The sequence below is a fragment of the Marinomonas sp. THO17 genome (assembly GCF_040436405.1).
Classification (GTDB): domain Bacteria; phylum Pseudomonadota; class Gammaproteobacteria; order Pseudomonadales; family Marinomonadaceae; genus Marinomonas.
In genome coordinates, this window is sequence record NZ_AP031575.1 from 297,576 (window position 1) to 323,544 (window position 25,969).

The following is a 25,969-nucleotide window of genomic DNA, read 5'->3' on the forward strand; positions in this document are numbered from 1 at the left end:
TTGGACAATGAAGGTTATTTTAAATCGATTTTACCCGCTTGAATGGCCGTGATTGCGATTGTGTAAACGATATCATCTACCAAAGCACCGCGAGACAAGTCGTTTACAGGCTTACGAATGCCTTGCAGCATAGGTCCAATACTAATGACATCAGCACTCCGTTGAACTGCTTTGTAAGTCGTATTTCCTGTATTCAGATCTGGGAAAACAAATACCGTTGCTTTACCGGCCACCTTGCTGTTTGGTGCTTTTTGCTTGGCGACTTTTTCCATGATCGCAGCGTCATATTGTAATGGTCCGTCTATCAATAGGTCTGGGCGCAGCTCTTGAGCGAGCTTGGTGGCTTTTCGTACTTTTTCGACATCGTTACCACTACCTGATCCCCCCGTACTGTAACTGATCATAGCGACTTTTGGGGTAATACCAAAAGCGGCAGCAGAATCGGCGCTCTGGATGGCAATTTCAGCAAGTTGCTCAGCACTTGGATCTGGGTTGATTGCACAATCTCCGTATACCAATACTTGATCAGGTAAACACATAAAGAAAACAGATGATACCAAGCTGGCAGTGGGAGAAGTTTTAATCAATTGTAAGGCAGGACGAATTGTGTTTGCCGTGGTGTGAACGGCACCTGATACTAGACCATCTACATCATCTGTTTGTAGCATCATGGTACCAAGTACCACGTTATCTTCTAGTTGCTCGCGTGCCACAATATCGGTTAGACCACGGTTCTTACGAAGCGTCACCATAGGACCCACGTAGCGCTCACGAATGCTCGCCGGGTCGAGAATGTCTACTCCGTGACTTAATTCAATGCCATTATTTTGTGCAGTACGAAGAATTTCTTCTTCGTTTCCAAGTAGAGTGCAGCGAGCAATGCCACGTTCTGCGCAAATAGAGGCTGCTTGAATGGTGCGAATTTCTTCTCCCTCTGGTAATACGATGCGTTTATTCAGTGAACGGGCCAGTTCGATTAGACGAAAACGGAATGCTGGTGGGGACAATTTCCTTTCTTCTTGGTTCAGGGCAAATGAATTGATCCAGTCATGATCGATACAACGAGCAATATGCTCTTTCACCATGGAAACACGCTCTTTATCATCGAGGGGGATTTCTTGGTTGAAGGATTGCATGTTGATCACAGTTTCCCAGCTGTTGGAGTTGACTGATAATACAGGTAATCCCTTTGCCATGGCTTTGCCGCACAAAGACATTAAGGCTTCACTAGGCTGATAACCCCCAGTGACTACTAAAGCGGCGATCTTAATGTCGTTTAAAGCCGCAATGGCTGTTGCCATGATGACATCAGTACGATCCCCAGGAGTGAATACCAAAACTCCTGGCCGCAATGCTTCGAGTACGTTTTCAACACCACGGGCACAAAGGGTATAGGATTGTACTCGACGAGTGTCCATTTCCCCTGCGTTTACCACGGTGGCACCAAGAAAATCGGCCACGTCTTTGACGCGAGGGAAGGTGAGTTCATCAGCGGCAGGAATCTGTCCTAGTAAACTGAAGTTGCGTTTGAAAATGCCACGTTGCGCGAAGAGATCGCCATAGGATTTTACGCCCAAGGAGCCGGGTGTGGTTTTGTTTAGGATACAGCCAATAACATCATCAGCCTTGATACCACCGTATGATCCTGCTGCAATTTCTACATGGTGCTCAAGTTCATTAACACGCATGTTATTTGGTGCGGTGACCAAGACTAGACCAGCATCCAAAGTTCGGGCAATGGCTTTGTTTAATCGTGTTGCATATGGATGACCAGCAATTTGGGCTAGGCCCTCTACAATGACGGTTGAATCCGGTTCTACACTGGCTTGAAAACGACCAACAATTTCTTCCATCAGCTCATCTATGTTGTCGTTATATAGATAGCGTTCTGCTTCATGAAGGGGGATTGGCTCAGCAGGTGTTAAGGAAGAGCCTTGTGCAACCATAGCTGTGGATTTATCAGGCCCTTTATCGCCAGGCTGTGGTTGAGCTACTGGTTTAAAGAAGCTGGCTTTTAAACCTTGTTGTTCTAAGGCGCGAACTAGGCCAACTGAAACAGATGTTAAGCCGACACCTGGCCCTGTTGGGACTGTCATAAGTACGTTGATTGTCATGTGTGATAATCCTATGTTAGTCCAATCTCTTATAAACCTTGTATCAGGCTGATAGCATCCAGCGCAATCATAAGTTCTTCATTTGTTGGTATGACCCAGATTTGCGTGGCACTGTCTGCAGCTGCGATCCTGCTCACTTTGCCACGTGTGGCATTATCATTTAATGCGGCATCTAATTTAATATTAAAGGCTCTTAGTTGCTGACAGATAACTTGACGTAAATAGCTAGAATTCTCGCCGATTCCACCCGTGAAAACCAAATGATCAATACTTTCTAAAGTTGTTGCTGTGCTGGCGAGATATTTTGCCGTTCTTACCGCAAACATATCCAGCGCTAATTTGGCACGTTCGTCCCCTGATACCATCGCGTCTTCAAGGGTTCGACAGTCGTTCGACAGTTCAGAAATACCCAATAAGCCGCTTTGTTTGTTCAGAATGTTTAGCGCTTCTTCTGCACTGATATTTTTGGCCTGCATAATGAAAGTCAGTAGGCTTGGGTCCAGACTACCCGAGCGTGTGCCCATCATCAGGCCTTCCAGTGGTGTGATGCCCATACTGGTATCCGAAGATAGGCCGTGATGAATGGCACAGGTGCTGGCACCATTGCCAAGGTGGGCTACCAAAACACCTTGTTGATCACTGTTTGGCGCTAATTTAGCAAGTTGTTGACTAATATAGCGGTAACTGGTGCCGTGAAAACCGTATTTACGGAAATGGTGTTCACGATAAAACTCCATAGGAATAGGGTAGAGGTATTGCTCTTGGCTCAGTGTCTGGTGGAATGAGGTATCAAATACCGCGACTTGCGGAAGGCCTGGGAAGAAGTTCATGGCAACATGAATACCTTGTATATGCGCAGGATTATGCAAAGGTGCCAAGCTGCTGCACTCGCGAATGCCATTAATGACCTCTTCATCGATCAATACTGACTGACCAAAGGTTTCGCCACCATGCACAATACGGTGGCCTATGCCCATCATGCTGTCGCGAATGTCGGCATGTTGATCAAGCCATAGTTTGATCTGTTCCACTGCGTTTTCATGGCTGCTGACTGTGAGATGAGTGAGCTCTTTTTGTCCCTGATACTTAAAGGTAATGGTGCTGTTATCCGAGCCAAGCTGATCTGCAATGCCTTCAAAAAGAGTGTCTTGTCCAGAGTTTGCCAGCATGGCAAATTTTAATGATGAACTGCCACAGTTAATTACTAAGATGCTGTCTTTCATTATTTCTCCTGAGACACGCGAAGGGATAAATCGATTGCGCTAATGTGTTTGGTAAGAGCACCAATGGAAACATAATCAACGCCAGTGGCGGCAACAGCGGAAAGGCGGTCTTGATCCATATTGCCTGACGCCTCAAACTTCACCTGATCTTTGTATTTTTGTACTGCAGTACTCATATCTTCATATGAAAAGTTGTCTAGCATAATAATGTGAGCGCCAGCTTTTACCGCTTCATCTACTTCCGCAAGACTTTCAGTTTCAATTTCAATGGTCTTACCTGGCGCTATTTGTTCAGCCATGGCAACGGCTTTAGTAATCGACCCTGCTGCCATAATATGATTTTCTTTGATGAGAAAAGCATCATACAAACCAATACGGTGATTCTGTCCACCACCGGTCCGCACAGCATATTTTTGTGCCAGTCTCATACCGGGTATGGTTTTGCGAGTATCAAGAATGGTCAGTTGAGTGTCTGCAACTATTTGACAATAATGATGTGTCTCAGTCGCAGTGTAAGATAGAGTTTGAAGAAAATTTAAAGCAGTCCTTTCACCAGTTAAAATACTTCTGGCGTGTCCTTTGAGTGTTAAAAAGACTTCATTGGCTTGGATTAAATCCCCATCTTGTTTATGCCAAATTAAAGACACATTTTCACCTAACTGGGAAAACACTTCGTTTGCCCAAGCCTGGCCACATAGTACTGCTTCTTCTCGACTGATTAGGTTAGCGGTAATAATTTGATCATAGGGGATTAATTGAGCAGTAATGTCGCCACTGCCGATGTCTTCTTTTAGTGCAAAAGCAACTTGAGTTTTAATGTGCTCAATCAGTTGAGCGTCCAACGGGCTCATGTAATGTCCTAGTTAACGTTTTTCTTGAGTGCATTATTGTAGCTCTATATTGTGATGTCGTCAGTGCTGATTTCACTATTATGATTGATTTATATGACTTTCCGCAGCACATTCAAAGAAATAGATGATTTAACTAATAGGCATTTTTTAAACAAGGTACGAACAAGTCCACTGACTAAGGTAAGCTTCTCCTGCGTTGCTCTAACCCCCAACATCCATGTGATGTTAGAAGATTTATTCGCACCTTTCTAAACTGAGTAAATTTTGTATTAGTTAATGAGGTACAAAATGAGTGCCGATTGTAAAAAAATAGTGCATATTTTGTTCAAAAATAAGTTTATATTTATGAATTATAGTCTCCATAAGTTTTGTGAATATGGAATGATGTGGTTAGACTGAGTCAGATTTGCTCGGACTTACACCCTATTTTTGTCAATAATATGTAATGTTTTAAAGCGACAAAAGTGCTCTTTGTCAGTTTGACATGAGTTGTTTGGCTAGGCGATTTCTTGTTTAGGTGTTAACCTTACGCCCAAATTAGAAGAGCATAAGATTGAAATGAACCCGTTTTACGGTAATCGGGTAAGGATATAGAACACTTCATTTGCGCTTTCTATTTTGCGTTTTTAAAGTACTGTATTTAAATTTTACGTATCCAAACTTGGAGTGAAGGCTAGGTAAAATTTTTAATAAGAGGTCTGTTGAACCAGACCAAAATGGAAGCGGGCCGACCAGCGTATTTCAGTTGGTGGTCGACGCAATGGCACAAAATTAAAACAACAAACATGACCATTGATGCAGATAAAACGACACCGTCCTCCAAAGAGAAGGGTGTCCTTTTATCAAGGTCGACTGAAACAAAATGGTGTAAAACATTGTTTGTTTCTGGCTCGTTTAAGTAGCTGTTGGTGTTTACTAAAAAGTGAACGTCAATGGTTAAGTATCTGTTCTAATAGCGGGAGTTATTAACACGATGACTGAGCAGCATATTCTCGAAGACATCGATCCAATTGAAACCAAAGAATGGGTCGATGCGCTTGAGTCTGTCCTTCGCGAAGAAGGTCCTGATCGCGCGCAATACATTTTAAATCGTCTGAACGGTGAAGCCTCTAAAGCAGGTACTTCCCTTCCAGCCTCCATCACAACTGCTTATCGCAATACGATTGCCCCTGAAGACGAAGCGCCTTTACCTGGCGATGTTTTCATGGAACGCCGTATTCGTTCCATCATTCGATGGAATGCCTTAGCAATGGTAATGAAAGCGAACCGTGAAGATTCCTCTCTTGGCGGCCACATTACCAGCTTTTCATCTGCCGCTACACTTTACGATATCGGTTTTAACCACTTCTTCCGTGGTAACAGTGAAAAGCAAGAAGCCGACATGGTCTTTTTCCAAGGTCATATCTCTCCTGGTATTTATGCACGTTCATATATCGAAGGGCGTTTGACTGATGAGCAACTCGATAACTTCCGTCGTGAAGTGGATGGTAAAGGTATTTCTTCATACCCGCATCCTTGGTTGATGCCGGATTACTGGCAATTTCCAACGGTTTCTATGGGTCTTGGACCATTGCAAGCTATTTATCAAGCCCATGTGATGAAGTACCAACACAGTCGTGGCTTGATCGATCAAGGTGATCGTAAAGTCTGGGCTTTCCTGGGAGATGGTGAATGTGATGAGCCTGAATCTTTAGGTGCTATTGCTCTTGCTGGTCGTGAGAAGCTGGACAATTTGATCTTCGTGATCAACTGTAACCTACAGCGTCTTGATGGCCCGGTACGTGGTAACAGTAAAATCGTGCAAGAGCTGGAAGGCGTTTTCCGCGGTGCTGGTTGGAATGTTGTTAAGTGTCTATGGGGACGTCATTGGGATCCTCTGTTTGAAAAAGACACCAAAGGTTTGCTGGTTAAGCGCATGAATGAAGTGTGCGATGGTGAACTGCAAAACTACAAAGCGAATGGCGGTGCGTACACTCGCGAGCATTTCTTTGGCAAATACCCTGAATTGCTAGAAATGGTCAAAGACATGACTGACGATGAGATCATGAATCTCAATCGCGGTGGTCACGATCCATACAAGGTTTATGCAGCTTATAAAGAGGCGACTTCTCACAAAGGTCAACCGACAGTTGTTTTGGCGCAAACCGTTAAGGGTTACGGCATGTTCAAAGCGGCTGAGGCGCAAAACACAGCGCACCAGACGAAGAAGTTGGATGAAGAGTCTTTAGCTCAATTCCGTGATAAGTTTGGTATCCCGATCAGCGATGAAGAGCTGAAGGACCTGCCTTACTATCGTCCGGCAGAAGACAGTCCTGAAATGCAATACTTGCGCGCTCGTCGTAAAGAGTTAGCGGGTGATTTCCCTGTTCGTCGCCGTGACTGTGAAGCACTTGAAGTACCTTCTTTGGAAGCTTTCAAAGCACAAATCGCGGGTACTAAGGGGCGTGAAATTTCAACAACCATGGCATTCGTGCGTGCTTTGAATGTAATGGTTAAAGATAAGCAGATTGGTCCACGTGTAGTGCCTATTCTAGCTGATGAAGCGCGTACTTTCGGTATGGAAGGTATGTTCCGTCAGTTGGGTATTTACTCTTCTGAAGGTCAGCGTTACACGCCACATGACCATACTCAGATCATGTACTATAAAGAGTCTGAAGACGGTCAAATTCTGCAAGAAGGTATTAACGAAGCGGGTGCTTTCTCTTCTTGGTTGGCTCTTGCTACTTCTTACAGTAACAGTAATCTGCCGATGATTCCTGTTTACATCTATTACTCTATGTTTGGTTTCCAACGTGTTGGTGATTTGGCATGGGCGGCAGGTGATTCTCAGGCTCGTGGTTTCTTGATTGGTGCCACCGCTGGTCGTACTACACTAAACGGCGAAGGTCTGCAGCACGAAGATGGTCATTCTCATATTTTGGCCGGTACGATTCCAAACTGTGTGTCTTACGATCCGACTTATTCTTATGAAGTAGCGGTTATCGTTCAAGATGGCTTGCGTCGTATGTACAAAGAGAAAGAGAGCGTTTTCTATTATCTAACTGTAATGAATGAAAACTATGCTCACGAAGATATGCCTGAAGGTGTTGAAGAAGGCATTATTAAGGGTATGTACAAGCTGAAATCTCACGCTAAGAAAACCAATAAGAAACAGGTTCAACTGCTTGGTTCTGGTGTGATTTTGCGTGAAGTAGAAGCTGCTGCTGAGATTCTATACAAAGATTACGGTGTTAATTCTGACGTATGGAGTGTGACATCTTTCAATGAATTGCGCCGCGAAGGTTTGGATGCAAGTCGTTGGAACATGCTACACCCAGAAGAAGCACCACGTTTATCTTACGTTGAGTCTTGCTTAAATGACAAAGGTCCTGTGATTGCATCAACTGACCACGTTAAGTTGTTTGCTGATCAGATCCGTCCATTCGTTAATGGCACTTACAACGTACTAGGTACAGACGGCTTTGGTCGAAGTGATACTCGCGCTAAATTGCGTCACTTCTTCGAAGTTAACCGTTACTGGGTGGTTGTATCTGCACTAAGTGCATTGGCGAAAGACGGTGTGATTGATGCATCTGTAGTGAGTGAAGCGATTGCTAAGTTCGATTTAGATCCAAATAAACCGAATCCAGTTATTTGCTAACTACTGTACAAGCTAGGTATCAGGCTTCGCTTTAATGAAGCCTGATAAGATTTTATGTTTGATGCGTCTAAACGACAAAGGAGATTTCTGTGAGTACTGAAATCATTCGAGTACCGGATATTGGCGGTGCGGCTGATGTCGATGTTATCGAAATCAGTGTTAAGGTTGGCGATACAATCGAAGCTGACCAATCAATTATCGTTTTGGAGACAGACAAAGCGTCTATGGACGTACCTGCTCCTAAAGCGGGTAAAGTTACGGCTATTCATATTAAAGAAGGCGATACTGTTTCAGAAGGCGATGACATTCTTACCATTGAACTAGAAGCTGGTGCATCCGAAACAGCGCCTGCTGTTGAAGAAGAGACAGCACAAGCAGCGCCAATGACAACAGCTGCCAGTGAGCAGACTGTGATGGTACCAGACATTGGTGGTGCAGAGGGTGTTGATGTCATTGAAGTATGCGTTGCAGAAGGCGATGATGTTCAAGAAGGCGACTCCATTATTGTGCTGGAAACGGATAAGGCATCGATGGACATTCCGTCTCCTTTTAGCGGCAAAGTCGTTAAGCTGATGATCAAAGAAGGTGATACAGTTTCTGAAGGTGACGAGATTCTTGCTGTAACGGTTGAGGGTGCAGCTGCGCCTGTTGCTGAAGCGAAATCAGAGCCGGCTCCGGCGCAATCGGCATCCGCACCTATAGCTGGTGGTGTTGAAGCGGTAAATGTACCAGACATAGGTGGTGCAACGGACGTTGATGTCATTGAAGTGTCTGTTGCTGTAGGTGATAAAGTAGCGGAAGGCGATTCCATCATTGTGTTGGAAACCGACAAAGCCTCTATGGACATTCCTGCACCTAAATCTGGTACAGTCAAATCTCTTTCTCTTAAGGAAGGCGACAAGGTATCTGAAGGCACCTTGATTCTTGAACTTGAAGTGGAAGGCGATGTTGCAGCACCTCAAGCGCCAGCGACGCCTGAGAAAGTGGCTGCGCCTGCTGCCCAATCTCCAGCAACTAAAGCGCCTGCGAAAGCAGCGCCAGAAGTAGATCAATCTGCGGTGCTAGCTGAGCCTTCTAAGAAAGTTCATGCTGGTCCAGCGGTACGTATGTTGGCTCGCGAGTTAGGTGTTGACTTGTCATTGGTTCGTCCAACAGGCCCACGTAACCGAATCTTGAAAGAAGATTTGCATGCCTATGTGAAAGCAGCGGTGCAAAAAGCCGCTTCTGCTCCAGCAGCAGGTGCCACAGGCGGTGCTGGTTTACCAACTGTTCCAGACCAAGACTTTAGCAAGTTCGGTGAAGTCGAAGTTGTTAAAATGAGCAAGATCCAGCGCTTGACGGCTGAGAACATGGTGCGCAACTCACTTGTTGTGCCACAAGTGACTCAGTTCGACAAAGCGGATATTTCTAACCTAGAAGAGTTCCGTAAGAGCTTGAAGCCAGAAATGGAAAAACAAGGTGTGAAATTGACGCCTCTGCCATTCCTGATCAAAGCGGTTGCACAAGCTATGGTGGCGAATCCTTCTTTCAATGTGTCATTAATGTCTGATGGTGAAAGCTATGTACAGAAGCATTATGTGCACATTGGTATTGCGGTCGATTCTCCTGTGGGTCTTGTGGTGCCTGTATTGCGTGATGCGGATAAGAAGTCCGTGGTACAGATAGCTAAAGAAGCAGGTGAGTTAATCAAGAAAGCGCTTGATAAGCAGCTTAAACCTGCAGATATGCAAGGCGGTTGTTTCACTATCTCTAGTCTAGGTGCTATTGGTGGTACTGGCTTTACTCCTATCGTTAACTGCCCAGAAGTGGGTATCTTAGGTGTGTCTAAAGCAGACATTGAGCCTCGTTGGAATGGTAAAGAGTTTGAACCTCGCACCATGTTGCCACTGTGTCTATCTTATGACCACAGGGCAATCAACGGTGGTGATGCAGGTCGCTTCCTGACTTACTTAAATGCTTTGTTGAGCGATGTACGTCGTTTAACTTTGTAATCTGAGTATTTAAATTTGAAAAGCCGCTCGTTGAGCGGCTTTTTTATTATTTGTTCACAAAAAGTAACTTGGTAAAAATCGCATAGTAAAACTATAATTATACTGTTCAAATATACAGTGTATTGAGTATTAAATATGCGTTTAACTTATCTTGGAGCATCTGGCTCCGCTTCATATATTGCGGAAAACAGTATTTTGATTCCACTTTATGGGGAATCTGTGTCTGCAGGTTTTCCTTCTCCAGCTCAGGACTTTGTTGAGAAAACTCTGGATCTAAATGAGTTGTGTATACCGCATCCGGCAGCGACCTTTTTTGTACGAGCACAAGGCGATTCAATGATAGAGGCGGGTATCTACAGTGGTGATGTATTAGTGGTAGATCGTTCTTTATCAGCATCCCATGGTGACACTATTATTGCTTGTTTACACGGTGAAATGACAGTCAAGGTGTTGGAACTAAAACCTAATGTATTGTTAAGACCGAAAAATAAAGCTTATAAAGCGATTCCCATTACGGAAGAATCAGAGTTTGAAGTGTTTGGCGTCGTGACCAGTGTGATTCGTAAACTAGATCGCATGTAATGACAACCGTGTTTGCTTTGGTGGATTGTAATAACTTTTACGCCAGTTGTGAGCAATTATTTCGTCCAGATTTAAAGAACAAGCCTGTCGTGGTTTTATCCAATAATGATGGTTGTATTGTGGCTCGCTCACAGGAAGCTAAGACGTTAGGGTTGAAAATGGGCGTTCCTATGTTTCAGGTGCAAGCAGATATTGAGAAGCATAATGTCGTGTGTTTTTCCTCTAACTATGCTTTGTACGCGGATATGTCGAATCGAGTCATGACATTGTTGGAACAAGAAGCACCACAAGTCGAGGTGTATTCTATTGACGAGGCGTTTTTGGATCTGAGTGGCGTATCGGCAGTGGAAGATTTATTGTCTTTTGGCCAAGCTGTCAAAGCTAAGGTGGATAAATGGACAGGAATTAGTGTGGGTATCGGCATTGCCCCGACGAAAACACTGGCTAAATTGGCGAACTATGCCGCGAAAAAATATCCAGCAACGGGCTCTGTGGTCGACTTGATGAGGCGGGACAGACAGCAGCGTCTACTCGCCTTGACGGATGTGGGAGAAGTTTGGGGGGTAGGACGACGCTTGAGTAAGCGACTGCAAGAACAGGGAATTTATACTGCTTTAGATCTAGCGCGCACGGATCCTAAAAGAATTCGCCATGAGTATTCTGTGGTATTGGAACGTACGGTGCGAGAGCTTAATGGCGAGTCCTGTATTGCTTTGGAGTCTGTTCGTCCAGTAAAGCAGCAGATTATTTGCAGTCGCTCTTTCGGTCATAAAATTACTGAATCTAGAGAGTTGCGCGAAGCCATATCTAAATATACCTACCGCGCAGCGGAAAAATTACGGGCAGAGCAACGTTTGTGTCGAGTGATGAGTGTCTTTATTCGTACTAGCCCTTTTATCAAAAATGCGCCTTTTTATAGTAAAAATTTGTCGGTAGAGCTGCCTTGTCCAACCGATGACACACGAGATCTACTGGCAGTTGCTAATAGCATTTTTCGACGTATTTGGCGGCCAGGTTTTCGCTATATGAAGGCTGGTGTGATTTTATCGGATTTTTATGAGCCGGGAAGTTTTCAGGCTGATTTGTTTTCTCCTGTAGGGAGTAGGCGTCATGCAAAGGGAATGATGAAGGTGCTTGATCAGATCAATCATAGTGGTATTGGTCATGTTTTCTTTGCTGCGCAGGGTGTCTCTCCCCAATGGACAATGAAGCGTGACTATTTGTCGCCTCGCTACACAACTTGCTGGCAAGATTTACCCCGTGTGAGTTAAAGACGTGTTGGGAAATGAGTTAAGGGAGTATCGGGAAAATAGAGAGTTGACATATTTTCTGTATCAAAATATGTCAACAAAGCGAGAGTATTTGAAGCCAATGGATAGCTAAGAGACTTTTCGCAGGAGAAGGGTTGAGGTTAGTGATCAGACTTGGTATCTGTTGTCTTGTCTGCGTCTTTTGGCTGATGGTTATTTGCCTCGACTAATCCCGCTTCCCTTTGAACTGCTGCTAGTACGCCACGAAGTATACCCAGTTCTTGTTTTTCGGGGCGAGAGCGGTTAAAGAAACGATGCAGCTTGTCCAGAACCTTACCCGGATGGTTACGAATAATAAAATTGATCCCGTATAAGGTTTCTTCTAAGTGCTGATAAAAAAGGTCCATATCCTTTTTATGCGGGTATTCTGGTGTTTCTTTGCTATGCAGGCTTTTATGTTGATTGGCCATCCAAATTTCGTAAGCAACAATTTGTACTGCTTGTGAAATATTTAATACTGGGTACTCATCATTGGCATCAATGTAAACTTGGCGATGACATTGAGCGATTTCTTCATTAAGTAAGCCTGTGGTTTCACGTCCAAAGACAATGGCCACTTGATGGTTAACCGCCTCGGGAATGACAGTTTCAGCACATTCTCGAGCATTCATAATAGGCAATTGAAAGGTGCGATGTCGGGCGCTAGTGCCAATGACCAAGCTGCAATCGGCTATAGCTTCTTCAAAGGTATCGACTATTGTGGCATTTTCTAGTAAATCGACGGCACCTGCTGCGCGACTAGTGGCTTCTTCAGAAGGGTAATCATTAGGATCAACCAGGTACAGGTTAGTTAAGCCCATATTCTTCATGGCCCGTGCAATAGCACCCACATTACCCGGATGAAAAGTATTGATTAATACAATGCGAATGTTATTTAACATGAATTTAACTGTCTCGTTTTTATAATCTGATTAAGTGAGCGATGAAGGGAAAATCAAGCTTTTCGTTATTTCTAATGCTCTGGAGGAGATTAGAAATCACTCAATGTCAGGGTTTGTTCTGTGCTGGCAAAATCCACTTTATCTAGGATAACACGGCGTTTGTCATTAAATAGAAACTGTTGACAAGCGTGATGATACAGGGAACCTGTCTCTAGTACCAATCGATATTGACCTTTTGGAATGAAGTTAGCGGCGAAGGCTTGCTTGCGGGCTAGAAAAATTGAAAAAGGTGGCTTTCCGTCATAAGACTGAAAGGTTAACAGACTTTGAGTAGGCAATTGATTGAGTATACGTAAGCGACTTTTACCCTGAGCGTCACCAATCAAATCACCATGATCTGGTGCTACTCCAGGGTAACCAATACAACCAGTGCGTCTTGCTAGCTGAATACTACCAAAGCCTGTGTTTTTTGCAGCTAGCCAACCATTTATGTTCTGGTAACGAACACTCAGCCAGTCACCTTGCTGATTAAAAACTTGTATATCCACTTGTGCAGGCACTTCTTCCAGTACACGACTTGATGCGTTAGGTTCAGCAAACAGCTCAGCTGTGTCTAAGGTGTAATTGGTTCCGATACGGTATTGTGGATACAACCCCGCTACATATTGATTGTTTGGTTGCTCGTTTGTGGTCTGTTGCTCATTGTCTTGCCAATACAAGGTGGCGTAAACGCCGGCTGCGAAAACGGCAATATAAGTGGCAGCGCGAAATGCGGCTTTGGCGGCATCAAGTTTTACGGAGTGAATTTTTTCTTCATTTGCTGAGGTGTGAGTCTGATTGTCAAATGGCTCATCAACAAAGGTGTGATAAGGGGGAATGTCGTATTGTTTGTGAGACTGATATGGGTTTTCTTTGTAGCCTTCTACGGTAAAGTTCTCTGATGCTTTAAAGGCTTCTTCGTAAATGGCTTTGATGCGCTTTTCGTTGAGAGTGTTACGTGCCGCTTTGATGGCTTCGTTACGAACCTTTTCTTGATGGGCGTTGTTGCGTTTCATTTCTTCATAAGCGCGTTGGCGTTCACGAATCAGTTCTTCTTGTTGTTTGTCCGATTGTTTATCCGTTTGTTGTTTAAAGCGGAAAGAGTTTGCTTGATAACTATCTGCCTCAGAAAAAGAAAAAGGTTTCCAGTCACTGGTTTGCGCCCCTTGGCGAATGGCATTTAAGACATTTTCATAGGCGGCTTGTAAACGTTGAAAATGTTCTGTTGTGTCGGTTTGTGGGTTTTTGTCAGGATGATATTTTCTAGCCAGACGTCGAAAAGCACTTTTGGCTTCTTGCTCGCTCGCATTGGTGGGTATTTCCAATAGCTGGTAATCGTCTATGAGGCTCATTGTCTTGATTAAGTCTGTATTCAATCTATACAAAAAGTCATTATGCCTGATTTATTAATTGGCACAAACTCTTATCTCACAACTGATTATATAGAATCTGAGTGATTGTTTTGCATGCGGTTTTGTTTGACCAATTGCTGGAGGTATTGCTCCGGCGACAGGGGTTCAAAGAGGAAATAGCCTTGACCTACTTCACATTGCCATTGTTTGAGTGCATTTAAGGTCGCTTCATCTTCAATGCCTTCAGCAACGCTACTGATATTGAGTTGCTGACACAAGCGAATCATATTCTGGCAAAGATATTGATTGGATTCTTGTTTGAATAATCCCATGACAAAAAATTGGTCTATTTTCAGTTCATTGGTTTTTAGTGACACCAAATTCAGCATAGAACTGTAACCAATTCCAAAATCGTCAATGGACAATTTAAAGCCAGCGGCATGCAATTTATCGACATTTTTTTGAACAATATCATTATTATGAAACATACTGGTTTCGGTGATTTCAATCGTAAAATGCTGTGGATTGAGAGCGAAGCGATGAACATCTTTGGTGACTTTATCGGCAAAGTCAGCGCGCAATAAATCTAGGGCCGATACATTGAGTGATAAACTGGTATAAGCCAGAATGGATTGATGTTGGCTGGCCCAAGTGAAGACCTTGTTAAGCAGCATTTCGGTTAATGGATAAATTAATCCAGATTGTTCAGCCAAAGGAATAAATTCGGTAGGAGATACTTGTCCTAATTGATCATTTTCCCATCTTAGTAATACTTCGCCACCAATGATTCGATTGGTCTTTAAACAGATTTGTGGTTGTACCTGATAATCCAATCTGGCGTGTAAAATATCTTCTCTGAGCAAGGTTAAAATGGTCAGTTGTTTAGCATAATCTTGTTTTAATTCATCCGTATAAGCCGCCCAGTTACCAGAAGAAAAAGTGACTGAATTGTGAGCGATAAGGGCATTTTGATAAAGCTTGTCTAAAGAGGTTGCTTGACTGGGAAACAAGGCACTGCCGATTTTATATTGATGTCGGAACTGAATTTTATTTAATAACATAGGGTATTCAAGTGCGGTTTGAATTTGAACAATCTGAGAGGCTAATTGATCAGGTGATAAACTGATGATAGCTATGTTTTTTGCTGTCATGCGAATCATTTTTTTATGACTTTTGTCAGGCAAAATGAACGACAGTAGGTTGGGTATGGTTTCTAATTGTGGATGAATGTCCAGCATGAGCTCTTGCATGACAGTATCGGCTTTTGCGGGTCCAAAGGCTTGGCTTAATGTTTGGTGATTAAAGATATCAATAATGATCAAAGCCATAGGCTGTTGACTGTTCAAACGAGATTCAATTTGGTTGGGGAGTTCGTCGTAGTAAAAAGAGCGATTCGGTAACCCAGTGGGTTGATCTGTTAATAATTGCAATTGACGATTACGATCACTGTGTTTGGCTTTGTCAGCTAAGGCAAATGAGAAGCCTAGTAATTGGACAATACTGAAGATAGGGAAAATGGCTGTGGTGATTGGGGTAATTGGAATTAATTGCCAGAACAGCATGGTGTTGAGAATCGAGCCAACAATAAGAAAAAGCCAAGAGAATAAATAGAAACGTACCACTAAGAAGCCTTTACGTAACGCCTTAATACCCCAATAGGTACAAGAGATAAAAAGAAAGGCTTCAATACCTGCAAAGAGTAATGCGCTGGTTTTTGTTTTAAACAGTGACACACAAACCAGAAAAAGAATGAATATCCAGTCGCCATAACGTGTCATGATGCTTTTGGCGGATGGTACGTTCACCTCTTTTAGAAAGAGGAGGCTGAAGCGATACAATACCCAAGCGCCTAAACCAAATACATAAAAAATGTTTGCGACTAGCCATTGACTTATAAATTCAGGAAACAACCAGCGGCTAAAACCATTGGTGATAGAAATGGCAATGAAGACCAAGGCGTTAAGTGCTAAGTAATAGACAAAGCCTGGCTGCCTTAACATGTTAAATACTAGGGCATTATGGGCTAATAAAATGAGCAAGGCACTGATAATTGCAGTCCAGAAAATGAGCTTTTGTTGGCGATTTTGTTCGGCCTCACTTTCATCAAGAATTCGTAGTGGTGTGAGCAAAGGGCTACTGCCAGCCTTACGAATTAACACTGTTGTTTCATTAAAAGGTGAGAGAGTTATTGGAACGAGAATGCCATCGTAAATGTTGGTTGATTTGTTCCAGTTTTGCAGCGCGCCTCGTTGCCATTGATCGACTAATTGACCATCATGAAAAACATAAAAGGTTAGTTGTTCAATCACATAGTAATCTAACTCTAAATAAACAACTTGCGTGTCAAAAGGGTAGGCTTTAGGGAAGCGAATTCGATGCCAGTATGCTGAGTCAGAAAAACCCTGTGACATTTGATATAGGTCTGATGTGTAAGACTGAGTTAATGCTTCCTGTGCCGTAATAGGTGACGTCTCAATAAAGGTTGGATAAGCATAGTGTGTTTGCTTAATTAGGGAATCGCTTCCCCAATTGAGACATGAAAAGAGGAGCAAAAAGCCGCTAAGAATAAAAGACTTAATACCATTCATACGAACAACTGACTCATGAAATTGACACAAAATGCCAAGTTTAGTCTTGCAATCAAAGTGTGTTTCTTAAAATATAGGTGAAAAATACCAATCTGTAGACTAGTTTAGGACATTTATGAATGACACTTTGACCCACCTTGACCAAAATGGTCATGCTCATATGGTGGATGTCTCCGATAAGAATCAAACCAAGCGTAGTGCGACGGCTCGAGCTTTGGTGAGTATGCAAGCGTCAACCTTGAGCAAAATATTAGCAGGTGGATTAGCGAAAGGTGATGTATTAGCCACGGCCCGCATTGCAGGGATACAAGCCGCTAAAAAAACCTCCGACCTGATTCCCTTATGCCATCCATTGATGCTGACGAAAGTTAGTGTGGATATTAAACAACTTAGTGCTACTCAGTTAGAAATATTGTGTACTTGTGCTTTGTCAGGCAAAACTGGGGTTGAAATGGAGGCCTTAACTGGTGCCAGTGTGGCGTCTTTGACTCTTTATGACATGTGTAAAGCGGTTGATAAGGGCATTACTATTGAGACATTAAAACTCTTAGAGAAGACGGGTGGCAAGAGTGGTGATTGGAGAGCAAATGATGACAACAATTAATGTCGTTTTTTTTGCTGCGCTGCGTGAGCAGATGGGCATTTCCAATTATTCGTTTGATCTTATTGAGGAAATGACAATTGGTGAGTTGAAGCATACTTTAGCGAGTCAGTTGGAGCAGGGGCGTTTACTGTTGGCCGAGGGTATTCAATCGTCTATTGATTTTGAATTCAGTCGTGATATCGATAGAGTGACCCATGATAGTAAAGAGGTGGCTTTTTTTCCTCCGGTAACGGGAGGCTAAATGATTCAAGTTCAGCAAGAAGATTTTAGTGTCGAGGTACTTTACCAAGGATTACGCAGTGAAAACATTACTGGTGCGGTGGCCATGTTTGTTGGTTTGGTGCGTGATTTTACCAGTTCAGAGACAGAATCTAGCTATTTTGAGTTGGAACATTATCCAGGAATGACAGAACACAACCTACAAGTCATTGTAGAGCAAGCACAGGCAAGATGGCCTTTGATCAAAGTTACTGTGGTTCACAGAGTGGGACGCTTGGCGATAAATGATCAAATTGTGTTTGTTGGTGTCAGTGCATCCCATCGGGCGGAAGCTTTTCAAGCCTGTGATTTTATTATGGATTATTTGAAAAGTCGGGCTGCTTTTTGGAAGAAGGAAAACCAAGGAAAACAGAGTCATTGGGTTTCAGCGCAAGATAAAGATGAGCAGAGTCTAAAACGCTGGGAATAGATAATAGCGATTTGTCCCTCATACCGCTTACTAAAGGAAAACGCTAGATCCTGCATGAATATAAGACACTAGAGCAGGGTAAGAGTCGTTGTCATAGTTATTGTACTGGCTCACGTTTCCCCTAATGCGGTCGTAAACTTTTTTTGCGTCCACTGGCATGACGCTCACGGTATTCCGTATCTATGTATTTGTCAGTGGTGGCCATGCTGGCGTGACCGGCATCTTCTCTAACATGTTCTTTAGGGCGAATTTTCACGTCCTCTGAAATACCTGTATGTCGAAGCCAGTGGACTGTAGCCACTCGTAAATCTTCTGCATCCGCTTGCATGCCATCAGCACACATGCGCTGATAGGCTTGATCAAAACAAAACTGAACTATATTACGAACCTGTCTCGTACTGGTCATCGCGCCTTGGCCACGATTTTTAGGAATCAAGGCTGTGTTTTCGGCAACCGTTGGTAAACTGGGTAAACCACGAAAACGACGGTAGCGGGTTAATGAATTTAGCATATCATCGGACACAGCAACCAAACGTTCTTTGTTTCCTTTCGATAAGACTTTAAACCACCAATGGCCATCGGCGTCTTTGGTAAAGTCACCCATGATAGGTGCTGAACGCTCATCTGCTACCAATTCAGAAATCCGCAAATACATGCCAAGCAAAGCATTCATAATAAAAAGAGTACGTTCATGGGTATTAGGGTCTTCTTCAGCCAATAATTCAGCGGTTTCTATTACATAGTCCCATTGTAGATTTGAAATACGGCGGATTTGTTTGCGTGAGATTTCTTTTTTAACAAATTTACTCTTCTGACGTATCAAGGCAACAGGGTTTTGCTGTACCGCATCTTCCTGCATTAAAAAGCCATAGTAAGAAGAAAGGATAGAAAAGGTAGCGCGTATGGCTGCTTGAGATAAAGCGTGAGTTTTGGTTTTTGGCGTATCACCATTTTTAAAAGCCAATTTACTGACATGGGCGACAAAAGGACGCCACTCTTTGTTTGGCGTTCTTTCTCCCATGTGTAATTTGAAACGTGCGACATTTTTGGTCCCTATCCAATCTTCTGGTGGTTCAATACAAAAATGAATGAATTCCTCAATTTGCTCACGTCTTAGCTCATGGGTTGGGCTATTCGCCATATGCCAAGACCACAAAAGCAATCGTTCTACCTCACGGCGATAAGAGTTAAAAGTGGCCTGTGAACCGTTGTAACTGTAGATAAAACACAAAGCTAACTGTAGATCACGCCGATATTCTGGCTTGCGCAAAAGGGCGCTATGTTGACTTAACGAGCCTGCTATTGTCTCAAACTGGGTAAAAGGGTTTGGTAGGTGTTCTAGATTGTCTATCAGTGCAATGGGCGCCATGGTATGTCTTCAAATCGTTAGTGGTCTTGTTATTTTTAATCAAGTCGCTTTGTATCTCAAGAAGAATAAAAAGTTCCTTGATAGTCATTTTTTTTAGAGGATTAATTTTTTATTCCTTATTTTCTGATTTTAAGGGTGTATTTTTGTGAGATTCCTTCAATTGTACAATTTTCTATTCATATTTTGAAAGAAGATGGAAACGAGTATAAAGGGGTTTTTATTTTATCTGAAGAAACTACTATATAAATACCAAAGCGAAACAGCTTTATGCTTTGTTAAATTAACAACCTCTAAGGAGTTCAATATGAAAATGTTAACTAAAGCCACTTTAACTCTTTTAACTGCCACAGCCATGACTTCTGCTTTTGCGGCATCTGATGGTAACTATTCAGATCGTATCCAAAGTACAAAGGCCGGTATCGAAGCTTTATCAAATACACTGGAAAAAATGGGTGCTAATGTTGATGTTTCGGTGGATTTGAACGGTGCTTATACACCTTCTCAAAAAGAAGCTGTCTACAGCGCTAAATATGCTGAATTACAAGATCAATTTGATGCACTTCATAATCAAGTTGCAGAATAAATTAAAAGATTATTCTTCTGATTAAACTCAACAAATGAAAAGGATATTACTATGAACACTTTAAATAAAACACTTTTAGCATTGGTTACTACCGCTGTATTTTCTAGCGCTGCAATGGCAACTTCTGATGAGTCTGTTTCGGATCGTCTAATGAGCGCGCGAGGCAGTGTAGAAGCCTTGGCGACAACCCTTGAAAACATGGGGGCTAACGTAGATGCTTCTGTTGATCTAAACGGTGCCTACACGCCGTTTCAGAAAATCGCTGTTTACCAAGAAAAACATGATGAATTACAAGCACAATTTGATGCATTACACGCTGAATAATTTGCTTGAAAATGAAAAAGCCTTGCTCATATTATGAACAAGGCTTTCTTAATTTTGTTAGAAATAAATGCCTAGCTTTTTTCTTCTTTTAAATTCTCCACTTTTTCGGCTGAAATTATATTATTAAATTTTTTATCAGTTGATTTTAATAAATCTAACTCTTGATTTTTTGCATTCTTAATGGCTCTGTTTAATAAAATCTTCGCGGTTTTTTCTTTTCCACGATTAAAATCCAACAAGGCACGATAGTAAAGCGGCATGCTTTTATTATTAATGCTTTGGTAAAATTGAATATTAGCTCGCCATAGCGCTCTCTTCTGATATAAGTATTCAGCTTTTAATTTTTTAGGTTGAGTTTGGGTTAATTGTGCATTAAGCATGGAGAAATAAATGTTTTTGGGTGCTAAATTTAATGCCTTCTCAGTTACTTGAATAGCCGAATCGATTTGTTCTGAAGCGGCTAAGCTTAATGCTAATAAATATTGACTGTAACGATTCTGTATTTCTATCTGCTGGAGATATGTAAGAGCACGCTTTGGAGATTGAACCAAATAGGCAAACAAAGCTTTAGCGAAGTAACCGGCGTCCGTGTGGTGTATTTGCTGAGTCAAATACAGGTAGGGCCGTTCTTCCAATCCTGCTCGATAAGCTAATAAACTGGCACGAAAAAACTCAAATTCTGTATTATCTTTCTGGTGTAATAGGGTCTCTTTGGTGGTTATACTAAAGGTATCTGACATACGGGATTCAGGTGATGGATGAGTGGATAAAAACTCTAATTTTGGTCTTCCCAACGCCTTTTTAAAAAAAGCCTGAAACAGTTGTGTCATGCCATTTGGATTTAAATCTGCTTGTTGTAAATAATCGCGACCTCGTCGATCGGCTTCTTGTTCTTGTTGACGACTGTAGGTCAATTTGTTTTCGGCTTGATTGGCTATACCACCCAGCCAAAGAGCAGAAGTTGTATCACCACCGGCACCCGCCAATGCAGCGGCGATACCGGCACCTAACATGGTCAAGGTTTTTTGCATTTCTTCATTAGAACGTTGTGTTTGCCTTTCATAATGTTTTAAATCTAAATGGGCTAATTCGTGAGCGAGAAGTCCGAGTAACATATCTTCATTAGTAATCATCTCCATGATGTCGGAATACAAAAACATATGATTGCCGGGGATCACAAAAGCATTGCTCTGTGAACTGTTTAAGAAGGTAAGCTCCACTTTTTTATTGTACAGGTCGGTTTGTGGCAAGAGTAAAGCAAGGGTGTCTTTGAAATAATCATAGGCAGGTGGAAAATCAATTAGGGCGCGACTGCCATTTAATTTGCGAAACCAATATTGGCCTAACACATAAGATGGGTTGGAGAGGGATCTTTCGTCTTTATTGGCTTCAAGGTCTGGCAGGCTGGCTTGGCTAAGGGACGTGTAAACAGTTAAGAAAAGCAGCAGAATGAGTGTCAATTTGGTTGTAACGACAGAAAATAGTCTCATAATAAAGCGGTCAAATATTAGAATTTTCATTTATGATCGAACACAATCTTCAGTATGACGTAATCTTAGACGCAAGAGAAGACAGATGTCCCATGCCATTGCTTAAGGCTAAATTAGCCTTAAGCAAAATGCAAAATGGACAAATTCTTCAGCTGATCACCTGTGATTCAGGGTCTTTAAAAGACGTAACATACTATGTGAAACAACAAGGCTATCAACTATTGTCTTCGTCTCAAGATGAAGGTGAAATTTGTTTTATTATTCAAAAGGAGTCTGTGGATTCATCATGCTAAAAATCGTTGACGGATTGATTAAACGTTATTTTTCTAATGAAGAAGTCGTTGTTTTTTTACTTCTGTTAGTGACCTGTATGGGGGTATTAGCATTTTGGGGTGGTATTCTGGCGCCAGTTCTGATCGCTACTGTGTTGGCTTTTTTGTTACAAGGTTTGGTTGAACGTCTGCAAAGCATAGGTCTTGGGCATACTCCTTCGGTATTAATAGTGTTTTTAAGCTTTATGACAAGTTGTGTTGTCTTTATCAGTGTCATGGTACCTATTATTTGGCAACAAGCTGATCGTTTTTTTAAAGATGCACCAAGAATGCTCACTGATCTTAGAGATTTTGTGCAAAAATTTGCTGAAGGACACAGTGAAATTGTCAGCCAAGATGCCATAGATGAAGTGATTAACTCTTTAGCAAATGAATCGACTAATCTAGGTCAATGGATTGTCTCCTTTTCATTATCGAGTATTCCTTCTTTATTTTCTCTTGTGATTTATCTGGTTCTAGTGCCCTTGGTGATCTTCTTTTTATTGAAAGATCAAAGAGCCATTCTGACGTATCTTACTTCTTGGTTGCCAAAAGAAAGAAAAATGATGCAACGTATTTCCCATGAAATGAATGAACAGATTGCCAATTACATTCGTGGCAAATGCATTGAAATGATCGTAGTGGGGCTTGTGACGTACGTGGTGTTCCTATTCTTTGGTTTGAGGTACGCTGAATTGTTGGCACTATTGGTCGGTTTGTCAGTATTGATTCCATATATCGGTGCGGCAGCGGTGACCATTCCCGTTGTCTTGGTTGCTTTTTATCAATTTGGTACGCAAAACGAATTTCTTTATGTGGTCATAGCCTATCTTATCGTTCAGGCTTTAGACGGTAATGTATTGGTACCCTTACTGTTTTCTGAAGCAGTTAATTTGCATCCATTAGCAATTATCATAGCGGTACTGTTTTTTGGTGGTATTTGGGGATTTTGGGGGATTTTCTTTGCGATTCCCTTGGCTACCCTAGTCAAAGCCATCATCAATGCTTGGCCAGAAGATAAAGAAATAATGGAACAATCCAAAGCAGAATAATGTTTATTAAATAAGCTTATTGGGGTTGAATGACTTGTCCGCAAGTTCAGCCATAACAAAACTGAAAGCAGGTAGTGTCAGGTCATGCTTACTGACTTCTCCGACTGGCAAAGCGTTAGGCAAGTCAATGGAGCTCAAAAGCCAAGATGATTCATATTTAAATTCATGATCGCCAAGATTAATGGCAATCATACAGGAGTGCTTTTTGCTGTATCTTATGAAGACTAAGCTCTGTTTGTCAGCATGTAGAAACTTAATGTCACCACCAATCAACTCAGGTCGCGTTTTACGAAAAGTTAAAAAAGCTCGGTATGCCGCCAAACAGGAATGGGTATCTTGCTCTTGTTGTGCCACATTTAACGGGTAATGAGATTCGGCGACCGGCAACCAAGTCTTGTCAGCCTGGCTGAAACCGGCATGCTGATTTTGATTCCATGGCATTGGGGTTCGACATCCATCTCGCCCTTTAAATTCTGGCCAAAAATTGATCCCAAAGGGATCAACCAATTGTTCAAACTCTAACTCTGCTTCGTTTAAGCCTAATTCTTCACCCTGGTAAAGGCAGACGCTGCCCCGCAAAGTGAGTAGCAGTATCATATAAAGTTTGGCTTTCTCAAGACTGTGCTGATTTTTCCCCCATCGAGTGACCACGCGTTCAACATCGTGATTACCAATGGACCAGCAAGGCCAACCATCCGCTAAACCCGTTTCGATGCTTTCCATGATTTGGCGAATATGAGTCATACTATTGTCATGGGTCAGCAAATCAAAGGAATAACACATGTGCAGCTTGTCACCACCTTGAGTATATGACGCCATGGTTTTTAAAGAAAAGTCGCAGCCAACTTCACCCACCGTAGTGGTATTGGGGTATTGATCCAATAACTGACGCAGTGCTTTTAAGAAGGCTAAGTTTTCCGGCCGAGATTTATCGTATATGTGTAGCTGGTATGCATAAGGATTATCTAAACGTACACCAATACTGCCTTCCACTACTTCTTTTTTAGGAGGGTTGTTACGTAATTTGGTATCGTGAAAATAATAATTTGCTGTGTCGAGTCGAAAGCCATCCACACCACGTTTTAGCCAAAATTCAACACTCTCTAGAATTGCTTTGACAACATCGGGATTGTGAAAATTTAGATCGGGCTGACTGTCGAGGAAATTGTGTAAATAGTATTGTTTTCGGCGACTGTCCCAACGCCAAGCAGGGCCGCCAAACACGGATAGCCAGTTATTGGGGACAGTACCATCCGGTTTAGCGTCAGCCCAAACGTACCAATTAGCTTTAGCATTATCGTGACTTTGTCTGGATTCAATAAACCAAGGGTGTTGGTCAGATGTGTGATTCAAAACCTGATCAATGATGACTTTAATATTTCTATCATGAGCGGCTTTAATCAAAGAATCAAAGTCGTCTAAGCTTCCGAAAAGGGGATCGACATTGCAAAAGTCAGCCACATCGTAACCAAAGTCTTTCATAGGGGAAGTGAAAAAGGGCGATACCCAGATAGCATCGATTCCTAATTGAGCTAAGTAATCCATTTTTCGGGTAATACCTGCCAGATCACCAATGCCATCTTTATTGGTATCCAGAAAACTACGAGGATACACCTGATAGATCACCGCACCACGCCACCAAGCTTGATTCGTCGTCATTGTTTTTACCTATATAAGATTAAACAGAAAAATTGATGGGTTGTTATTATTTTGGTTGGATCGTGCTTTTTAGTCCTATATGCAGCATACTCAATGGTTAGGAATTTTGCACAATTATCACAGTGAATGATCACGATTATTGGAGCTAGGATGTTTTCGCAAAAAGCTCGACCTGTGGCTTGGCCATTGTTTTTCTTCTATTTTTTCTTTTGTTGTTTGATCGGTGTGATGATGCCTTATATATCGGTTTATTATAAATCGATTGGCTTATCGGCTTCTGAAATTGGTCGACTCATGTCCACTTTTACCTTATCGGGTATCATCATCCCCCACTTTTGGGGCTGGCTAACAGCGAAAATAGGTTTACCTAGGCGTATTTTACAGATTGCCGTCATTGGCTGTTTTATTGCTCTTTTGCCTTTCAACTGGAACAAAGAATTCGAAAGCTTGTGGTTACTGACTTGCTGCATGGCTTTGTTTTATTCAGCACTTTTGCCAATGACAGACTCATTGGCGGTACGCAGCATTCGTCGTCTAGATGTACCTTATACTCGCTTACGGGTGGGAGGGTCTATAGGTTATGTGGTTGCTGTCGCAGCAGGTGGTTTTTTGATTGGACAATTTGGAGCTTGGATCGTCATTCCCACCATGTGTGCCTTTCTGGCATTGGCTGTGATCACCATTTTTTTCGTCAAAGAACAAGCTTATGAAGTCTCTCATCATAAGGAACATGTGTCATTCATGTCATTGTTGAAAACACCTGAATCCATGTTGTTCTTTGTTTTGGCCTTTTTGGCTTTTATGTCCCATGCGCCTTTTAATATCTTCTTTGCAGTACATCTAGAAAACGCCGGATATTCGGGAGAGGCTATTGGGCTTTTGATGGCGTTAGGGGTGATCATTGAGATTATTTTATTCCTGTTTTTTGGTAACACAGTGAAGCGCTTTGATGTGGTTCACTTGGTGATTCTGTGCTTTATTTGTGGCATGGTTCGCTGGTTTTTGGTCGGTTGGTTTGCTGATGTGCTTGCCATTTTGATTTTTACGCAAATGTTGCATTGCATCACTTTTGCTTTGTTTCATATGGTGTCGATAGAGCAAATTCGTCGCTTATTTCCTGAACGTTATGCAGGTCAAGGTCAGGCTATGTATAGCGCTTTTGCGATAGGCTTGGGTGGCGGACTAGGAATGGTACTAACAGGGTATTTGTGGCAATGGGCTGGTGGGGCGTGGGCTTTTACCGCAGCGGGAATGGTAAGTGCTGCGGCTTTAGTGATTATGTTAATGAGTCAGCGTAGTCACTAGAGATATATTTTTG

The 25,969-nt window shown here is 42.3% G+C and carries 21 protein-coding genes; 12 read left to right on the forward strand and 9 right to left on the reverse strand.

The window, feature by feature from the left end:
- Positions 1-14: 14 nt before the first annotated feature.
- Genes pta through nadC form a run of 3 tightly spaced genes read right to left on the reverse strand, consistent with a single transcriptional unit; the run spans position 15 to position 4,188 of the window.
- Entirely contained in the window at positions 15-2,114 is a 2,100-nt protein-coding gene (gene pta / locus ABXS85_RS01340; protein WP_353668254.1) for a phosphate acetyltransferase, read from the reverse strand.
- Positions 2,115-2,143: 29 nt separating this feature from the next.
- Complete coding sequence (locus ABXS85_RS01345; protein ID WP_353668255.1) at positions 2,144-3,337, reverse strand: acetate kinase; 1,194 nt, start codon at positions 3,335-3,337, stop codon at positions 2,144-2,146.
- On the reverse strand, positions 3,337-4,188 hold the full coding sequence (gene nadC / locus ABXS85_RS01350; protein ID WP_353668256.1) for a carboxylating nicotinate-nucleotide diphosphorylase: 852 nt from the start codon (positions 4,186-4,188) through the stop codon (positions 3,337-3,339). Before nadC ends, ABXS85_RS01345 begins: the two co-directional genes overlap by 1 nt.
- 973 nt (positions 4,189-5,161) lie before the next feature.
- Here nadC and aceE point away from each other — a divergent pair.
- From aceE to umuC, 4 genes are all read left to right on the forward strand, one after another.
- Positions 5,162-7,828 carry a pyruvate dehydrogenase (acetyl-transferring), homodimeric type gene (aceE, locus tag ABXS85_RS01355; RefSeq protein ID WP_353668257.1) on the forward strand — a complete coding sequence of 889 codons (2,667 nt, stop codon included), beginning with the start codon at positions 5,162-5,164 and terminating at the stop codon, positions 7,826-7,828.
- Positions 7,829-7,917: 89 nt separating this feature from the next.
- On the forward strand, positions 7,918-9,819 hold the full coding sequence (aceF, locus tag ABXS85_RS01360; protein ID WP_353668258.1) for a pyruvate dehydrogenase complex dihydrolipoyllysine-residue acetyltransferase: 1,902 nt from the start codon (positions 7,918-7,920) through the stop codon (positions 9,817-9,819).
- Positions 9,820-9,954: 135 nt separating this feature from the next.
- Entirely contained in the window at positions 9,955-10,401 is a 447-nt protein-coding gene (gene umuD / locus ABXS85_RS01365) for a translesion error-prone DNA polymerase V autoproteolytic subunit (protein WP_353668259.1), read from the forward strand.
- On the forward strand, positions 10,401-11,672 hold the full coding sequence (umuC, locus tag ABXS85_RS01370; RefSeq protein WP_353668260.1) for a translesion error-prone DNA polymerase V subunit UmuC: 1,272 nt from the start codon (positions 10,401-10,403) through the stop codon (positions 11,670-11,672). Before umuD ends, umuC begins: the two co-directional genes overlap by 1 nt.
- Positions 11,673-11,812: 140 nt before the next feature.
- Here umuC and trmJ read toward each other — a convergent pair whose 3' ends face one another.
- From trmJ to ABXS85_RS01385, 3 genes are all read right to left on the reverse strand, one after another.
- Positions 11,813-12,592: a tRNA (cytosine(32)/uridine(32)-2'-O)-methyltransferase TrmJ gene (gene trmJ, locus ABXS85_RS01375; protein ID WP_353668261.1), complete on the reverse strand. Its 780-nt coding sequence runs from the start codon at positions 12,590-12,592 to the stop codon at positions 11,813-11,815.
- An 89-nt stretch (positions 12,593-12,681) separates the two neighbouring features.
- Complete coding sequence (locus ABXS85_RS01380) at positions 12,682-13,983, reverse strand: J domain-containing protein (protein ID WP_353668262.1); 1,302 nt, start codon at positions 13,981-13,983, stop codon at positions 12,682-12,684.
- An 86-nt stretch (positions 13,984-14,069) separates the two neighbouring features.
- Positions 14,070-16,571: an EAL domain-containing protein gene (locus tag ABXS85_RS01385; protein WP_353668263.1), complete on the reverse strand. Its 2,502-nt coding sequence runs from the start codon at positions 16,569-16,571 to the stop codon at positions 14,070-14,072.
- A 115-nt stretch (positions 16,572-16,686) separates the two neighbouring features.
- Here ABXS85_RS01385 and moaC point away from each other — a divergent pair, with 115 nt between their 5' ends.
- Genes moaC through ABXS85_RS01400 form a run of 3 tightly spaced genes read left to right on the forward strand, consistent with a single transcriptional unit; the run spans position 16,687 to position 17,863 of the window.
- The gene (gene moaC / locus ABXS85_RS01390) at positions 16,687-17,175 is read left to right on the forward strand and encodes a cyclic pyranopterin monophosphate synthase MoaC (RefSeq protein WP_353668264.1); all 489 of its coding nucleotides are present in this window, start codon (positions 16,687-16,689) and stop codon (positions 17,173-17,175) included.
- Positions 17,159-17,416 carry a MoaD/ThiS family protein gene (locus ABXS85_RS01395; protein ID WP_353668265.1) on the forward strand — a complete coding sequence of 86 codons (258 nt, stop codon included), beginning with the start codon at positions 17,159-17,161 and terminating at the stop codon, positions 17,414-17,416. The genes moaC and ABXS85_RS01395 overlap by 17 nt, the downstream gene beginning before the upstream one ends.
- Positions 17,417-17,863 (forward strand): molybdenum cofactor biosynthesis protein MoaE, encoded by a 447-nt coding sequence (locus tag ABXS85_RS01400; RefSeq protein WP_353668266.1) that lies wholly within the window; start codon positions 17,417-17,419, stop codon positions 17,861-17,863.
- A 121-nt stretch (positions 17,864-17,984) separates the two neighbouring features.
- Here the strand turns inward: ABXS85_RS01400 and ABXS85_RS01405 are convergent, their stop codons facing one another.
- On the reverse strand, positions 17,985-19,232 hold the full coding sequence (locus ABXS85_RS01405) for a site-specific integrase (protein ID WP_353668267.1): 1,248 nt from the start codon (positions 19,230-19,232) through the stop codon (positions 17,985-17,987).
- Positions 19,233-19,536: 304 nt separating this feature from the next.
- Between ABXS85_RS01405 and ABXS85_RS01410 the strand changes: the two genes are divergently transcribed.
- A complete protein-coding gene (locus tag ABXS85_RS01410) occupies positions 19,537-19,815 on the forward strand; it encodes a hypothetical protein (RefSeq protein ID WP_353668268.1) in 279 nt (92 codons plus the stop codon).
- Between the two features lie 51 nt (positions 19,816-19,866).
- Complete coding sequence (locus tag ABXS85_RS01415; RefSeq protein ID WP_353668269.1) at positions 19,867-20,139, forward strand: hypothetical protein; 273 nt, start codon at positions 19,867-19,869, stop codon at positions 20,137-20,139.
- Positions 20,140-20,210: 71 nt separating this feature from the next.
- On the opposite strand, the gene ABXS85_RS01420 is transcribed toward ABXS85_RS01415, so the two are convergent.
- Positions 20,211-21,659, reverse strand: coding sequence for a M48 family metalloprotease (locus ABXS85_RS01420; protein WP_353668270.1), 1,449 nt, complete (start codon positions 21,657-21,659; stop codon positions 20,211-20,213).
- A gap of 62 nt (positions 21,660-21,721) precedes the next feature.
- Between ABXS85_RS01420 and ABXS85_RS01425 the strand changes: the two genes are divergently transcribed.
- Together ABXS85_RS01425 and ABXS85_RS01430 are read left to right on the forward strand one after the other, a co-directional pair.
- Positions 21,722-21,922 carry a sulfurtransferase TusA family protein gene (locus ABXS85_RS01425; protein WP_353668271.1) on the forward strand — a complete coding sequence of 67 codons (201 nt, stop codon included), beginning with the start codon at positions 21,722-21,724 and terminating at the stop codon, positions 21,920-21,922.
- The gene (locus ABXS85_RS01430; RefSeq protein ID WP_353668272.1) at positions 21,916-22,992 is read left to right on the forward strand and encodes an AI-2E family transporter; all 1,077 of its coding nucleotides are present in this window, start codon (positions 21,916-21,918) and stop codon (positions 22,990-22,992) included. The genes ABXS85_RS01425 and ABXS85_RS01430 overlap by 7 nt, the downstream gene beginning before the upstream one ends.
- 6 nt (positions 22,993-22,998) lie before the next feature.
- Here the strand turns inward: ABXS85_RS01430 and ABXS85_RS01435 are convergent, their stop codons facing one another.
- Entirely contained in the window at positions 22,999-24,651 is a 1,653-nt protein-coding gene (locus tag ABXS85_RS01435) for an alpha-amylase family glycosyl hydrolase (protein WP_353668273.1), read from the reverse strand.
- Positions 24,652-24,801: 150 nt separating this feature from the next.
- Between ABXS85_RS01435 and ABXS85_RS01440 the strand changes: the two genes are divergently transcribed.
- Positions 24,802-25,956 (forward strand): MFS transporter, encoded by a 1,155-nt coding sequence (locus tag ABXS85_RS01440; protein WP_353668274.1) that lies wholly within the window; start codon positions 24,802-24,804, stop codon positions 25,954-25,956.
- Positions 25,957-25,969 lie beyond the last annotated feature (13 nt).